This is a genomic window from Tsukamurella sp. 1534, from assembly GCF_000312385.1.
In the GTDB taxonomy this organism is placed as follows: Bacteria; Actinomycetota; Actinomycetes; order Mycobacteriales; family Mycobacteriaceae; genus Tsukamurella.
On sequence record NZ_HE997626.1, the window covers coordinates 1,655,773 to 1,669,967 of the forward strand.

The 14,195-nt window shown below is 67.2% G+C and carries 12 protein-coding genes and 1 pseudogene; 5 read left to right on the top strand and 8 right to left on the bottom strand.

From position 1 onward, the window contains the following. The first annotated feature begins 137 nt into the window (after positions 1 to 137). Complete coding sequence (locus BN39_RS08045; protein WP_081585960.1) at positions 138 to 1,277, top strand: ImmA/IrrE family metallo-endopeptidase; 1,140 nt, start codon at positions 138 to 140, stop codon at positions 1,275 to 1,277. A gap of 72 nt (positions 1,278 to 1,349) precedes the next feature. Here BN39_RS08045 and BN39_RS08050 read toward each other — a convergent pair whose 3' ends face one another. The 3 genes and pseudogenes from BN39_RS08050 to BN39_RS08060 all read right to left on the bottom strand — a co-directional run bounded on the left by BN39_RS08050 (position 1,350) and on the right by BN39_RS08060 (position 3,744). Continuing rightward, positions 1,350 to 1,778 (bottom strand): hypothetical protein, encoded by a 429-nt coding sequence (locus BN39_RS08050; protein WP_019201869.1) that lies wholly within the window; start codon positions 1,776 to 1,778, stop codon positions 1,350 to 1,352. Continuing rightward, positions 1,775 to 2,163 (bottom strand): annotated as a pseudogene (locus BN39_RS08055) (Rv2640c family ArsR-like transcriptional regulator). Before BN39_RS08055 ends, BN39_RS08050 begins: the two are co-directional and overlap by 4 nt. A gap of 210 nt (positions 2,164 to 2,373) precedes the next feature. After that, positions 2,374 to 3,744, bottom strand: coding sequence for an NlpC/P60 family protein (locus BN39_RS08060; RefSeq protein WP_019201871.1), 1,371 nt, complete (start codon positions 3,742 to 3,744; stop codon positions 2,374 to 2,376). A 371-nt stretch (positions 3,745 to 4,115) separates the two neighbouring features. Between BN39_RS08060 and BN39_RS08065 the strand changes: the two genes are divergently transcribed. Then, a complete protein-coding gene (locus tag BN39_RS08065; protein ID WP_019201872.1) occupies positions 4,116 to 4,328 on the top strand; it encodes a hypothetical protein in 213 nt (70 codons plus the stop codon). A 36-nt stretch (positions 4,329 to 4,364) separates the two neighbouring features. Next, positions 4,365 to 5,750, top strand: a complete 1,386-nt coding sequence (locus tag BN39_RS08070) for an Ig-like domain-containing protein (protein ID WP_237741632.1) — start codon at positions 4,365 to 4,367, stop codon at positions 5,748 to 5,750. A 348-nt stretch (positions 5,751 to 6,098) separates the two neighbouring features. Here the strand turns inward: BN39_RS08070 and BN39_RS08075 are convergent, their stop codons facing one another. Genes BN39_RS08075 through BN39_RS08085 form a run of 4 tightly spaced genes read right to left on the bottom strand, consistent with a single transcriptional unit; the run spans position 6,099 to position 9,917 of the window. Further along, positions 6,099 to 7,589, bottom strand: a complete 1,491-nt coding sequence (locus BN39_RS08075) for a multicopper oxidase family protein (protein WP_019201874.1) — start codon at positions 7,587 to 7,589, stop codon at positions 6,099 to 6,101. A 44-nt stretch (positions 7,590 to 7,633) separates the two neighbouring features. Next, positions 7,634 to 7,897: a hypothetical protein gene (locus BN39_RS23165; protein ID WP_148281442.1), complete on the bottom strand. Its 264-nt coding sequence runs from the start codon at positions 7,895 to 7,897 to the stop codon at positions 7,634 to 7,636. Then, positions 7,894 to 9,150 (bottom strand): cell wall metabolism sensor histidine kinase WalK, encoded by a 1,257-nt coding sequence (locus tag BN39_RS08080; protein ID WP_019201877.1) that lies wholly within the window; start codon positions 9,148 to 9,150, stop codon positions 7,894 to 7,896. Before BN39_RS08080 ends, BN39_RS23165 begins: the two co-directional genes overlap by 4 nt. Next, positions 9,147 to 9,917: a response regulator transcription factor gene (locus tag BN39_RS08085; protein ID WP_019201878.1), complete on the bottom strand. Its 771-nt coding sequence runs from the start codon at positions 9,915 to 9,917 to the stop codon at positions 9,147 to 9,149. The genes BN39_RS08080 and BN39_RS08085 overlap by 4 nt, the downstream gene beginning before the upstream one ends. Positions 9,918 to 10,256: 339 nt before the next feature. Between BN39_RS08085 and BN39_RS08090 the strand changes: the two genes are divergently transcribed. Next, the gene (locus BN39_RS08090) at positions 10,257 to 11,351 is read left to right on the top strand and encodes a PLP-dependent cysteine synthase family protein (RefSeq protein WP_371190627.1); all 1,095 of its coding nucleotides are present in this window, start codon (positions 10,257 to 10,259) and stop codon (positions 11,349 to 11,351) included. Beyond that, complete coding sequence (locus tag BN39_RS08095) at positions 11,348 to 12,652, top strand: MFS transporter (protein WP_019201880.1); 1,305 nt, start codon at positions 11,348 to 11,350, stop codon at positions 12,650 to 12,652. The genes BN39_RS08090 and BN39_RS08095 overlap by 4 nt, the downstream gene beginning before the upstream one ends. A gap of 99 nt (positions 12,653 to 12,751) precedes the next feature. Here BN39_RS08095 and BN39_RS08100 read toward each other — a convergent pair whose 3' ends face one another. Continuing rightward, positions 12,752 to 14,194, bottom strand: coding sequence for an MFS transporter (locus tag BN39_RS08100; RefSeq protein WP_040766992.1), 1,443 nt, complete (start codon positions 14,192 to 14,194; stop codon positions 12,752 to 12,754). Between the last annotated feature and the right edge of the window lies 1 nt (position 14,195).

Genomic DNA, 14,195 nt, shown 5'->3' on the forward strand with positions numbered 1-14,195 from the left:
CGTCAGGCGCATCTGCGGGGCCGATCCCTCGGTGGGGCTGGTGTGACGGCAGAGATTACCGGTGTGCGGGGAATCATTGCGTGGTGTTCGGCACGTCAGCGTGATCCGTGTGGGTGGGAAGGTCTACGATTCTGGCTATGGGAACGGTGACAGATCTTGATTCGCGGGCATCGCGTTCGCCGCTGTCGACCGACCGCGGCGCGGTGGCCGCGACGCTGACCGCCACTCGTGAGCGCCGCGGACTGACCGCCAAGCAGGTCGCTGATGCCCTGGGTCGCTCTCCGAGTTACGTCTCGCGCGCTGAGAGCGGCGACGGATCAGTCAGCGGTGCTGACCTGACGTTGTGGGCGCAGGTGCTCGATGTGACCGAGGAGCTGCTGTGCACGGTGTTGCCGCAGGAACCGCCCGAGGGGGTGCACTTCCGCAGCCAAGCCGTCACCAAGCGATTGCAGGACAGGTTGATTCAGCACGCTAACTTCGCCGGCTGGATGCTCAATCGGCTCCATGAGGACACGCTCGCGACCGCGGTGCATCCGCGGTCGGTGCCACAGTTGGATGTGGACCTGCTCGACGAGGGCCCGGAGGAGGCCGCCCAGCTGGTGCGCAAGGCGTGGCGGCTGCATGGCCCGGTCTCCGATGTCGCGGGTCTGCTCGAGAGCGCCGGGATCATGATCTTGCCGATGCCCTCCGATGTGGACAAGGTCGACGCGATCAGCGTCCGCACCACCGGCCCGGTGACGGCGGTGATCCTGCTCAACCCCGACACTCCCGAGGACCGGCAGCGGCACACCCTCGCGCACGAGCTGGGGCACCTGGTGATGGATGAACTGTCCGGGGTGTCGTTGGGGCTCAAGGAGATCGAGAACCGGGCGGATCGGTTCGCAGCGGAGTTCCTCGCCCCCTACGGGTCGTTGCGAGACGAGCTGCGGGGAATCACGCCGGCCCGGATCGATGCCCTCGACGATCTGCGGCGCCGGTGGGGCGTGAGCCTATCCGCGCTGGTGCGCCGCGCGCACGTGCACGCCGACATCACCGAATCGCAGTACCGGTACTGGTTCCGCACCCTCAACGCCCGGAACCTGCTGCGGGACAAGCGGCGCTCGACGTACCCGGTCCGTCCGCAGGCGGCCGCCGAGTTCCTCACCTCGCTGCGCAGCAGCCGCTACGCCGTCGCCGACATCGCCGCGATCACCGCGACCCGACCGCGGGAACTGCAGGACGTGTTCGGTGACTCGTGGCCGTTCCCGCGGCTGCGTCCGCAGCTGAGTAGCGTCTAAACCGGCCCGGTTCCTGTGCGGACAGTCCGCCGGAAGTGGCGTTCGGCGCCGCTACCGCCCGACGCGGTGCGCTCAGCCGCGGCCACCCTGCGTGAACACCAAACCGAGCAGGACACTGCCGCCGGCGGCGAACTGCGTCGCCGCATCATCTGCGATGACGGCACGATCGCACTCGGCAGAATCAAGTTCACCCGCCGTCGAAAAGCACGCCGCACCTACGCATTCCTGATCTGGCGCGAACACGGCCAGCGCCACGAGGCGATGCTCGGTGAGGCCGTCGCCCGGAGCTTCCCGGCCAATCTGCGCGCAGCCTGGCACCTGGTGCACGAACACCAGCTCCACACCCGCGAAGGGCGCCGGGCTTGGCCGCAGACCCGCCACCAGCTGCGCGCCCAGGCGCTCGAACCCAGCAACGACGAAGGCCAGGAAACCATGGAACGGAACCGGAACAGGGATCGATCCGTGACAGCCCAGCGGCCGAACCGAACTGACGAGAATCACCTCAGCAGCAGGGTGGCCAGCGCGGCACGCAGTGCCTCGAGAGAACCCGGCTCGGCGCGGTAGAAGACCGTTGAGCCCGCGCCGGTCGGAGCTGACCAGGCCAGCCTTCTTCAGCTGGCCGAGGTGGCTCACGGTCCCGAGGACAGGTTCACCGTTTCGGCGAGGTCGCCCGTGCTGACCTCGCCGGGACGGGCGGCCATGAGAATCGAGATCAGCTGGATCCGCGCAGGGTCGGCGAGGGCCTTGAGTCGCAGGGCGAGAGACTCGAGCGCGGCTCCGGCGTCCATCGCACCGGCGGCGAGCGGTGCGCAGCAGATCGGGGCGCTGATATCGACACCACGGGAAGCGTTTTGGGCGTATGTGTCTCAGCCTCGGAGGTGCTCATGTCCCGCGCGTCCAACTAGCCCCTCAACGTCGACGACCTGCAGCAGTCGACCACCGCCACCTCCCGGCGCATCGATTCGTCGCCCTCGACGATTGCAGGCAGGTCACCGGGTGGGTCGCCGCGTCACCGGTGTCCAGCCGCTGCGTCTACGCCGGAGTCATCGAGCACAGCATCTATGTCCACCCCGACAATGCCAGCCAAGGTGGGGCCTCATGAGTTGATCAGACGGACGGCGTATGGCATTGCCCCGGCGGTTCGCAGCGGTGAGACCTTGACCGTGGACCCGGACTCGGGGGCCTCGAGCATTTGGTTGTCGCCGAGGTAGAGGGCTTCGTGCTGGCTGGCGTTGGGGCCGAAGAAGATCATGTCGCCCCGCTTCATTTGCGACAATGGCACTCGCATGCCGATGTTGTATTGATAGCCGCTGTAATGGGGCAGCTTGATCCCGACGGCTGCGAACGCGAACAGGGTCAATCCCGAGCAGTCGAACCCGGGGATTTCGAAGTCCCGGAAGCTATCGGCGACCCCGCCGTCGCGGACTCCGACGGTGGCGCCGTTGATGTCGCCGCCGCCCCAGGAGTACCGGGTACCCACTACGGACAGTCCGCGGCCGATGACCGCCTCGATCATCTGCTGACCGGTCATCGAGCTGGCCGACACAGGTGCTGTTGGCGTGGTCGCGGTCGCGGGAGGCGCGGTCTGGGCCTGCGGCACCGGCGCTCCGATCCCGAACAAGGAGGTCAGTTGCCCCAACAGCGATGAGGCAGCGTTACCGGGTGCGGCGGTCACGGCCCCAGTGGTCGCGGCGGCCTGGGAGGCAGGGGGTGCTGACGTCACGGGGACCGATTGTTGTTCGGCCACTACAAACTGGTCGTAGATCCGCTGCTGACTCGCCGGGTCGTCCGACGCTGCCTTCGCTTGTTCAAGTGCCCGGGCGGCTACCGTGCGGCGAGTGCTGAGCTGTCGTCGTTGATCGGATGCCCGGCGCAAGCGTTCTAGCGTTATCGCCACCGATGTTTCGGCTTGGCGTCGACGGTCAGCGGCCGCGCCGGTCGTGGCGTCGACCGCGATCTTCGCGGCGCGCGCTGCGCTGCGGCTCAGCTCTGCCCGCCGGCGGGACTCGGTCATCCGAATTACGGTGCGAGCCCGTTCGGATGCCAGACGGCGCAAGATCGCTGTCCGGTCGAGAGCGGTGGGGCCATCCGGGGCGGTCACCGCATCCGCTAATCCTCCTGTCACATTGCCTTGGACGTAGAGGGCACGGATCATCGTGTCCAGCTCTCGCTGCGCGTCGGCGACACCGCGATCTGCCGCAGCGACTTCACGGTCAGCGACGATCACCGCATTTCCGGCGGCCCTCGCCGCGTCGGCTGACACCGCCACGTCGATCGCCGCCTTGTTCACTGACTGCCGTCGCACATCCACATCGTCCTGCAACGCCGCGATCTGCTGCTCGAGGTCGGCGACCCGTACGATTAGGGTCGGCACTACAGCCACCGGATGACCGGCACCGGGATCGGTAGCTATGTGCCGCGCCTGCACCGGCGCCGGGCTGACGATCACCAGCGCGGTGATGATCACGATCCCCGAAGCGCGGTGTATGCGAGATGACCATCGCCGCTGTGCAGCCACGAGTTCTCCTTCGATCTAGCGACCCGGCGCCGATACCTCGCCTAGCCATCCCGGGCATCCCCGAGGGGCGGAATCAGTTGGTGTGCAGATACATTGCCGCTTCATGGTCTCCTGGATGGCAGTCACCTCTGCCGCACCATCCGAACCGTACGTCACAGTCGTCACATGCGGAAGCGGCGGCGGAACCACCCGAGCGTCACCGACAGCGTCTGCGTGGGTGCTGATCTGCGGTATTCAAGATTCCGTCAAGATCCTGCAACTATCCGCGATAGCACGAAGGAGTAGTGCGAGCCTTGTCTGGTGAGTTGGAATCGGCAGTCATGCACGTGCTGTGGGACAGTGAGCGCCCACCTAAGGTGCAGGAGGTCGTCGATGACCTCGACACCGGTCGCGATATGTCGCACACGGCCGCGCGCACGATCCCGGCCGGCGGGATCGTCGCCGATCGGCCGTCGGATTCTGCGCTACCGTTGCCGGCAGTGCTGGCCTCCCCTCGATCGGAGCAGCAGCTCCGTGCTGATGCCGAGCTCTGATGCCACATGTGGCGCGCCGCCGCAATTGGGTAATGTATGCGCACCAATATCTGCAATATGCCGTTCGGTTCCATTTGCGCCTCGACGACCTCAGCCTACGTCGCGCTCGGCAGGGGGCATGCTGTGACGGCTCAAGACCGACGTACTGATCAACTCGGCCTGCGTCAGATAGATCGACGTGCATTGCTTTTTACTGCGGTTGGCACGGTGCCGGTCATCGTCGCAGGGTGTGCCACAGATGATGTCCCGCACGGCGGGCGCCCTGCCACGGGCTCCTCGAGCATCACTGCCGCCATTGGTGCTACGGCCGGCCCGGCGGAGGTCGCCGTCACCCCCGCCGATGGCGCGAAGGACGTGAGCCCGATTGCGCCGGTGTCGGTGTCGGTCGCCAATGCGACGCTGGTCTCGGTCACCCTCATCGACGCGAACGGTGACTCGGTCGAGGGCAACGTTTCGCCCGACATGCTGTCCTGGAAGCTGGCGACCCCCATTGCCTACAACGGCCTCTATACGCTGGTGGTGAAGTATGGTGCGCTCGGCCAGCAGCGCGAGCACACGAGCACCTTCAGCACGGTGATGGTCGACGGCACCAACAAGACGCTGCCGTACTTCGAGAGCACCGGCGGCAACTCGCTCAACGATGGTGCCGTGTATGGGGTCGGGCAGGTTGCGGTGGTGCACTTCGACGAGCGGATCACCGACCGAGCGATGGCGCAGAAGCTGCTGACGGCGACCACCACCCCGCCTGTCGCAGGCGCGTGGATGTGGACGACAGACAAGACCGTGGCGTGGCGGCCCAAGGACTACTATCCGCCGGGCACCAAGGTCACGGTCGAAGCGAAGGTATTCGGAAGGGAGGTCAGCCCGGGCCTGTGGGGCGAGAAGGACGTCGCGATCACCTTCAGCATCGGCGAATCCCACGTCTTGATCGCCGACGACACCACCAAGCAGGTCCAGGTGTTCATCAATGGCCAGATGGTGCGGTCCATGCCCACGTCGATGGGGCAGGGCGGCACTGAGGTGATCAACGGCAAGACGCTTCACTTTTGGACGCAGCGCGGCGTGTACACGGTGCTGGACAAGGCGAACCCGGTGATCATGGACTCGTCCACCTACGGGCTGCCGATCAACTCCCGCCTGGGCTACAAGCAGACCATCGGCTGGGCCACGCGGATCAGCAACGACGGCATCTACCTGCACGCGCTCGACAACATCGAAGCGCAGGGCCTGCGCAACGAATCGCACGGCTGCCTCAATCTGCACCCGGAGAACGCCGAGTGGTTCTTCGGGATCAGCCAGCCGGGCGACGTGGTGGAGGTCCGCAACACCGGCGGCCCGCCGCTGGAGCAGTGGCAGAACGGCGACTGGTCGGTGCCATGGGCTACCTGGTTAGCCGGCGGTGCGAATACTACCGAGCGTTAGCGCAAACCGACATGCGGATCTCTGCCCCAGGACCGAACCAGCACCGGTCTGCTGAACCCGCCGAGATGCGTCGGCAGCCGGCCCTGTCACAACCCGCCCCACTGCGAACGGGTACCGGTGGCCACAGTGTGGCGGGCGTGGCGGCGAAGCCTGGTGGACACGCCCAGTGAGCGACATCGCGACGAGGAGCACCTCGGTGCCGCGGCGAAGGTCCCGGGGGGCGCGACGGCGCGGCGATACCAGTTCAGACTCTCGGCGCATGCCACGCTTCCTACCAATGCAAGTGACGGAACCAGCCATCACCTACGGGGTCTGCCCCCTTGACCGGTGTTGCAGCCTTGGACGGTGTTACGTGTACTTGAGGGTCGTCATCATGCCCATCTCCATGTGATAGATGTTGTGGCAGTGCAGGGCCCACGTTCCGGGGTTGTCGGCGTCGAGGTCGACTTCGACCGAGCCCATGGGCTTGATGAGGATGGTGTCTTTGCGGAGTCCTCCGCTGCCGGGCAGCGCCCAGGTGTGCCCGTGAATGTGCATCGGGTGCAGCATCATCGTTTCGTTGGTGATCTGCATGCGCAGCCGCTGACCTTTGGTAACGCTCAGAGGGGTGTCCTCGCCGTGCTTCTTGCCGTTGATACCCCAGGCGTACGGGTCCATCTGGCCGTTGAGCGAGACTTTGATCGTCGACTCCGGTTCGCGGGCGGGTAGGCGTGCGGAGTCGGCGGCGGCGAGCTCGGTGGCGCCGAGGAGCACGGGGCCGTCCAGTTCGGCGGGACGGATGTCGGCGGCGGGGGCGGCGCCGGAGCCGGTGCGCAGGACTGCGAGTGCCTGGCCGTTCTTGCCTTCTGCGGCTGCGACGAGGGGGAACGCGCCGTCGCCTGCGGTGACGGTCACGTCGTATCGTTCACCCATCGCAACGTAGAGAGCCCGGGCATGCTTGTCCTGCACTCGGTGGCCGTCGGTGTGGGTGACGGTCATGCTGTGTCCGCCGAGGGCGACCCGGAAGACGGTGTCGGAGCCGGCGTTGATGATTCGCAGGCGGATGCGTTGTCCGGGTTTGGCGCGGAATTCGGTGGGCGCGGCCGGGATCCGGCCGTTGATGAGGTAATGCGGGTAGATCACGTCCCCGGCATCGCCGAGCGGGGAGCTGCTCATGCCGGGCATCGACGAGTGGTCCATGCCGCCCATGTCCATGCCGGGTTTGATCGGGCCGGTCTTGGCTTGGAAGTCGGCGAGGATCTGGTCGGGGTTCTTGCCGACGCCGTCGGTCCAGTCGTCGAGGACGACGATCCATTCGGCGTCGTAGGCGCCGGGTTCGTTGGGGTCGTCGATGATGATCGGGGCGTACAGGGCGCGGTCGAGTTGCGCGCCGACGTGCGGGTGGAAGTAGTGGGTACCGGCATCGGGGGCGGTGAACTCGTAGACAAACCTGCCCCCAGGGCGGATCGGATCCTGGGTGACGCCGGGGACGCCGTCGGCCGGATTGCGCAGCCGGATGCCGTGCCAGTGGATGCTGGTGTCGGCGGGGAGCTTGTTGTCGAGGGTCACGCGAAGGAAGTCGCCGGCGTTGGCGCGGATGACCCGCCCGGGCAGGGAATCGTCGTAGGCCCACGTCCGAGCAGTGATGCCGCCGAGGTCGACCGTGCTCTCCCGGGCGGTGAGTGTCGTTTCAACGACCTTCTGCCCCGCCTGGGGTGTTGCTTGCAGCGGGGGACCCTGCAGCGGACGGGAGGCGCCGCCGGGCGTGCTGGCGGTCTTGTCGCCGCACGCGGCGAGCGCTCCGACGCCGAGAGCGGCGAGGCCGCCGAAGAGGGCTGTTCGTCTGGTCACCGGTGTCATGCGTGATCCCCTTAGTCGAGTCGAGAGGCTGGAAGAGGCGGTGTCTATGGCGCGGCGGGGCTGGTGGAGGGGCTGCCGTGGTCCATTCCTGGCATGCTTGGCATCCCCGGCATGCTGGGGTGCGATGCGGGGGAAGAACTCTGGGAGCTGCTCATTGAGTGCCCGGCGGGCATCGAAGTCTGAGTTGAGACCGATGTGGTGGTGGCGGTGTTGTGGTTCATCGACGACATGCCGTCGCCGCAGGCGGTGACGGCGAGCGCGATCGTGGCGGTAACAGCCGCCGTGGTGAACAGTCGCTTGGGATTCATGGGTTCTTCCTTCTAGCCGGGATTCTCTGGGGGACTCTGCGGTGGGCTTGTCTGGGAGGTGAGTTCGACACCTCGGTGGTGTCGGGGGCTGACGCCGGGTAGCCACGCTTGCCGCTGCGGCACTGGTAGATCGGCAACGTTAGCGTGAACTGGGCGCCCCGGCCTGGCCCGCGGCTGGTAGCGGTGAGGGATCCGTCGTGGGCTTCGGCGAGCGCACGAGCGATGGTCAATCCGATCCCGCTTCCGCCGGCGTCGCGATTGCGGGAGGTGTCGGTGCGGTAGAAGCGGTCGAAGACGTGCGGGAGGTGCTCGGGGGCGATGCCGTCGCCGGTGTCGTCGACGACGATGTCGATCAGGTTGTGATCGCGGCGTCGGCTGCTGACCGTGACCTTGCCGCCCGGTGGGGTGTGCCGGCGGGCGTTGCTAAGCAGATTCGCCAAGGTCTGCCCGATGCGGGCACGGTCGGCATCGACGAGGTCGGTGCTGGTCGGGCCGAGGACGAGGTGGATACCCGCTTCGTCGTAGCCAGGTTGCGCTTCACGGACAGCGCCAGTGGTGATGTCGTTGACCGCGGTCGGTTCGGGTTCGACACGCAATTGCCGTTCGCCGGCGCGGGAGACCGAATCGATGTCGTCGGCGAGGCGTTTGAGCCTGCCGGTGGCGCTGCGGATGACGCCGTACATCTGCTCGCCCGGGGTGCGGATGCCGTCTTCGGCGGCTTCGATCTGCGCGGCGATCGTGGTGATCGGGGTGCGGAGTTCGTGGGCGAGGTCCGAGAGCATCTGCTGGCGGATCTCCTCGGTGGTGTCGAGCTGCTCGGCGAGCCGGTTGACGCTGCGGGTCAAGTCGCTGAATTCACGGCCCAGGCGGCTGGGCGGGACACGGACGGCGTGGTTACCAGCGGCGATGTTCGCCGTCGAGGTGACCACGGCGCTGATCGAGCGCTGCACCCGGCGGGTGATCAGCCAGCTGACCACCAGTGCCAGCACCACCGAGCAGAGCAGGGCGACCGACACGGACACGATCAGCGACGAGGCGAACGCCTCTTCGACGTGCTTGGCCTGCGGGGATGTGGTGGGCAGGCCGGCGTGAGCCATGTGGGTGTGGAACAGGTGCGGCGCGACCGTCCAGGCGACCAACGCTGAGCTTGCGGCGCCTGCGGCGATCACGACGGTTTGGGCGATGAACAGGCGAGTGGTGAACCCCGAACGTTGCCGCCCGCCGGCCCGCCGACCGGACAGCAGCGTGCTCATCGTTGCGACCGGCCGTCACCCATTCGGTACCCGATCCCGCGAATGGTGCGGATGTAGCGGCGCTCGGCCGCGGTGTCACCGAGCTTGCGACGCAGGCTCGCGATGTGGACGTCGACGACGTGGGCGTCGCCGACCCAACCGGGACCCCAGAGCTCGGAGAGGAGCTGATCGCGGCTGAACACCATCCCTGGTCGGCGGGAGAGCACATCGAGCAAGTCGAATTCAGTTCGGGTGAGCGCGATCGGTGTCCCCGCAAGGCTCACTTCCCGCCCCTGCGGGTCGATCACCAGCTCATCGATGCGGCGTTCCCCGGGCAGCGGCATGCCAGAGGCATTGACGGTTCCGGCGCGCGGCCTGCGGAGCATCGCTTCGATCCGGGCGATCAGCTCACGGGGGCTGAACGGTTTGGTCAGGTAGTCGTCCGCTCCGACCGAAAGCCCGACGAGAGTGTCAACCTCGTCGGCGCGGGCAGTGACCATCACCACGTAGGCATCGGAGAAAGTGCGCAGTTGCCGACAGACCTCGACGCCGTCCAGCGAGGGCAAGCCGAGGTCGAGGACGACGACGTCCGGGGGCAGGCGATGCGCAGCGGTCACCGCGGCGGCGCCATCGCCACTGATCTCCACGTCGAACCCACTGCGCTGCAGGTAGTCGGCGATGACCTCGGCGAGGTCGGGTTCGTCCTCGATGACCATCGCACGCAGGCCCAGCTTCGGCCGCGGCTCAGTCACCGCCGCCGGCCTGGGCTCGGCAACAATCGCATCCATGCCTCCCATCGTGGCCTGACGGTATGCCGACGGTCGACCTGGGACGGCGATCTTGAGCAAATCTTGACCTTGAGCAAACGTAACATCCCAGTTACGGCACGCACAGTCGAAAGCGATCAGAAACCCCTCACCGGACTGATCACGATGTGACCCGCCTTCACCCGGACGGGCCACAGGCGCGCCGCCCGACCGGCTCCCCAGCCGATGCCGCAGCGGAACTCTGCTGCGGGCGGGCGGCGTCGCCGCACACCCGCGAGATCCTGCTTCGCCGTCCGAAAGGAATACCCCGACGTGAGCCTCCACGTGACCACGGTTCCCGCCCAACAACCGCCAGTACCGCTGCATCATCCGGCGTTGCCGTACCGGCAGTTCGGCGAACCTACGGCGTCGTCGGACCGGCCTGGCGCGTTGGTGGGGAACACACCGGTGATGCGGGTCGCCGAGCCGTTCGCACCCGCCGGACATGGTTTCTGGGCGAAACTGGAGGGCTTCAACCCTGGCGGGATGAAGGACCGGCCCGCTCTGCACATGGTCGAGCGGGCGAAAGCGCGCGGCGATCTGGCGCCAGGCGCACGGATTGTCGAATCAACCAGTGGCACCCTGGGACTCGGCTTGGCGTTGGCGGGGATCGTGCACGATCATCCCGTGACACTGGTGACCGACCCGGGACTGGAACCGATCCTCACCCAGATGCTCGCCGCCTACGGCGCCCGGGTGGATATGGTCACCGAACCGCACCCGAGCGGCGGGTGGCAGCAGGCCCGCCGGGACCGCGTCCAAACCCTCCTGGCCACAGATCCAACGGCCTGGTGCCCGGATCAGTACACCAACCCGGACAACGTCAGCGCCTACCAGCCCCTGGCGCTGGAACTGCTCACTCAGCTCGGGCACATCGACGTCCTCGTCTGTTCCGTCGGCACCGGGGGCCACTCCGCCGGGATCAGCCGCACTCTGCGGCAGTTCCTGCCCGACGTCGAGCTCGTCGGCGTCGACACGATCGGATCGACCATCTTCGGTCAACCCGCGCACAAACGGCTTATGCGCGGTCTCGGCTCGAGCATCTACCCGGGCAATGTCGACTACTCGGCGTTCTCCGAGGTGCATTGGGTCGCCCCCGCCGAATCGGTGTGGGCGTGCCGGGCCCTGGCATCGACGCACTACGCCACCGGCGGCTGGAGCGTCGGAGCAGTCGCACAGGTAGCCGGGTGGATCGCCGGCACCCGCTCACCGGACACAGTCGTCGCCGCGGTGTTCCCCGACGGCCCACAGCGGTACTACGGAACCGTGTACAGCGACGAGTACTGCCACGCCAACGGCATCGACCCGACCATGGCGCCGCCGTCCGCGCCGGTAACCATCGCCGACCCCACCGCGACCGTGGTGACCCGATGGTCACGGTGCAAGGCGGTCCGCGACCCTCTCAATGCGCGATGACCGGACCGATCGCCACGTTCCGCACCTTCGACCGGCCCAGCCAGGTGTTGATGGTCAACCAGTTCACCATCAACCTCGGCTTCTACATGCTCATGCCCTATCTCGCCGGATACCTGGCCGGGCCCGTCGGGCTTGCAGGGTGGGCCATCGGTCTGGTGATGGGAATCCGCAACTTTTCTCAACAGGGCATGTTCCTGGTCGGCGGCACGCTGGCTGACCGGCTCGGTTACAAGCCGCTGATCGTCGCCGGGTGTCTGCTGCGGACCGTCGGGTTCGCTCTGCTGGCCACGGTTGATTCCCTGCCCGCCCTGCTTGCCGCTTCCGCGGCCACCGGGTTCGCCGGCGCCTTGTTCAACCCCGCGGTGCGCGCCTACCTCGCCGCGGACGCCGGAGACCGACGCATCGAAGCGTTCGCGATCTTCAACATCTTCTACCAGGCGGGGATCCTCGTCGGCCCCCTGGTAGGGGTGTTGCTCATGGCGTTCGACTTCCGCGTGACCTCGCTGGTGGCCGCGCTGGTGTTCGCCGCGCTGACCGTCGCGCAGATCCTCGCTCTGCCTCGCGATCGCCGCGAGGGTGCGCCTGCTTGCGAACCGCGGCGCTCGGTGCTGGCGGACTGGCGGATCGTGGCCGGGAACCGGCAGTTCGTCCTGTTCGCCTGCGCGATGATCGGATCGTACGTGCTCTCGTTCCAGGTGTACTTGGCGCTGCCGTTGCACGCGGCGGCGATCACCGGCAGCGAACCCTCGTCGACGTACCTGGTGGCGTCGGTGTTCGTGGTCACCGGGATCATCGCGGTCGCCGGGCAGCTACGGATCACCAGCTGGTTCCGCCGTCGATTCGGCCCCACCCGCAGCTTGGGAGTGGGTATGGCGGTGATGACCAGCGCGTTCGTGCCGTTGCTGGTGGTACCGACCGCGACGCTGGCCGGGAAGGCCACCGCTGCCGGTGCGCTGCTTGTCGCTGCCGCCGGCCTGGCGATCGCGACCGCGACCGTCTTTCCGTTCGAGATGGACACCGTGGTCAACCTTTCCGGCGATCGGCTGGTCGCCACCCACTACGGGCTGTACAACACGGTCGTCGGCGTGGGGATCCTCGCCGGGAACCTGGGGACCGGCGCGCTGTTGTCGCTGGGTGTGCGCCTGGGGTTTCCGGGGTTGATCTGGGCGGTGCTGATCGCTATCGGCGCCGCGGCGACGATAGCGTTGGGCGCCCTGCATCGCTCCGGCGCACTGACTGGATCTGAGCCGTCCGGCACGTCCCATCGACGACCTGCTGTGGCCGGTCGGCACCGGCGGTAGCAGGCGGATGCGGCGTCAGTAGTCGAAGGCCGCGCGGGTGCGTTCACACGCCGAACCCGGCGGGTTTGCTCCGCCGGGTTCGGATGGGAGAACCTTGGTTCAGGTCGTAGTCACGTCCGTATCCTTCCCCAGCTCAGCGGCTGGTGTGCGCCGCAGCGTGACCAGAGCTATCCCGGAGCCGACCAAAGCGATTGCTCCAGCGCCAAGGAAAGCGGCGGAGAATCCGTCAGTGAGTGCCTGCGGGTTGCCGAGTTGGTCGGCGCCGAACGCGGCGGCGACGGCGGTCATGGCGGCGAGCCCGAGCGCTGATCCGACTTGGTAACTGGTGTTGACGATGCCTGCGGCCAGACCGCCTTCCTCGGGGCGGGCCGACGAGATCGCGGTGCCCAGCGAGGGGATGAAGGCCAGTGACATGCCGAGTGCGGCGACGAGGGAGGCCGGCAGTACGTCGACCCAGAAGGTGCCGTCGGGTCGGATCTGCGATAGCCATCCCATGCCGGTGGCGAGGATCAGCAGTCCGGCGACGATGGGGACCTTCGGCCCGAACGCGCCCATGATTCGGGGCGCGAGCACGATCATGCCGAGCATGATCAGCGCGGTCATGGGCAGCAGTGCTGCTCCCGATGGGAACGCGGTGTAGTCGAGGACCTGCTGCAGGTAGAGGTTGAGGAAGAACCACATCGGAATCCACGCGCCGCCGAGCAGGATTTGGGCGAGGTTGGCCGCGCCCAGGTTGGGGGTGCGGAAGATCGACAGCCGCATGAGTGGTTCACGACGCACGGCCTGGGAGACCACGAACGCCACCAGCAGGACCGCGGCTACGCCGAGTGCGATCCAGGTCTCGCCGGAGCCCCAGCCGGCCTCGGGGGCACGGACGATGCCGTACACCGCTGCGGCGAGGCCGAGGGTGACGGTCAGCGCTCCGAAGATGTCCACCGAGCCACGGCCGCCCATCGCCCCGCCGGGCATCAGGGCCGGGGTGGCGATGAGGGCGATCGCGGCGATAGGGATGTTGATGAAGAAGACCCAGGGCCACGAGATGTACTCGGTGATCACGCCACCCAGGAACACACCGGCGGTACCTCCGGCCGGGGCGGCTGCGCCGTAGAGCGCGAGAGCCTTGGTGAGCTCCTTCGGGTTCGCTCCGAAGATCATCATCAGCAATGTCAGCGCAGAGGGGGCGATCAATGCGGAGCCAGCGCCCTGGATGGCGCGGCCGGTCAGTTCGATGCCCACGTTGGTGGCGAGCCCGGCGACGAGAGAGCCGACGAGCAGGACGAGCCAACCGGTCGCGAACATCCGGCGGGCGCCGAACAGGTCGGACAACCTACCGCCGAGCAGAAGCAGGCCGCCGAGGGCGATGACGTAGGCGTTGAACACCCACGACAGGTTGTGCTGGGTGAACCCGAGGTCGGCCTGCATCTGCGGCAGGGCCACGCCGATGATCGAGGTGTCCATGATGACCATGAACTGCGCGGTGGCGATCAAGGCGAGTGCCCACCAACGGGTGGTGCCTCCTCCTGCTTTGCTTTCGGTACCCATC

What these genes read in the sequence shown, in the direction of transcription:
- BN39_RS08070 (WP_237741632.1), top strand. Translation starts at nt 4,365, where the DNA reads ATGCGCACCAATATCTGCAATATGCCGTTCGGTTCCATTTGCGCCTCG.
- BN39_RS08065 (WP_019201872.1), top strand. Translation starts at nt 4,116, where the DNA reads ATGCACGTGCTGTGGGACAGTGAGCGCCCACCTAAGGTGCAGGAGGTC.
- BN39_RS08075 (WP_019201874.1), bottom strand. Translation starts at nt 7,589, where the DNA reads ATGACACCGGTGACCAGACGAACAGCCCTCTTCGGCGGCCTCGCCGCT.
- BN39_RS08080 (WP_019201877.1), bottom strand. Translation starts at nt 9,150, where the DNA reads ATGAGCACGCTGCTGTCCGGTCGGCGGGCCGGCGGGCGGCAACGTTCG.
- BN39_RS08095 (WP_019201880.1), top strand. Translation starts at nt 11,348, where the DNA reads ATGACCGGACCGATCGCCACGTTCCGCACCTTCGACCGGCCCAGCCAG.
- BN39_RS08085 (WP_019201878.1), bottom strand. Translation starts at nt 9,917, where the DNA reads ATGGATGCGATTGTTGCCGAGCCCAGGCCGGCGGCGGTGACTGAGCCG.
- BN39_RS08045 (WP_081585960.1), top strand. Translation starts at nt 138, where the DNA reads ATGGGAACGGTGACAGATCTTGATTCGCGGGCATCGCGTTCGCCGCTG.
- BN39_RS23165 (WP_148281442.1), bottom strand. Translation starts at nt 7,897, where the DNA reads ATGAATCCCAAGCGACTGTTCACCACGGCGGCTGTTACCGCCACGATC.
- BN39_RS08100 (WP_040766992.1), bottom strand. Translation starts at nt 14,194, where the DNA reads ATGGGTACCGAAAGCAAAGCAGGAGGAGGCACCACCCGTTGGTGGGCA.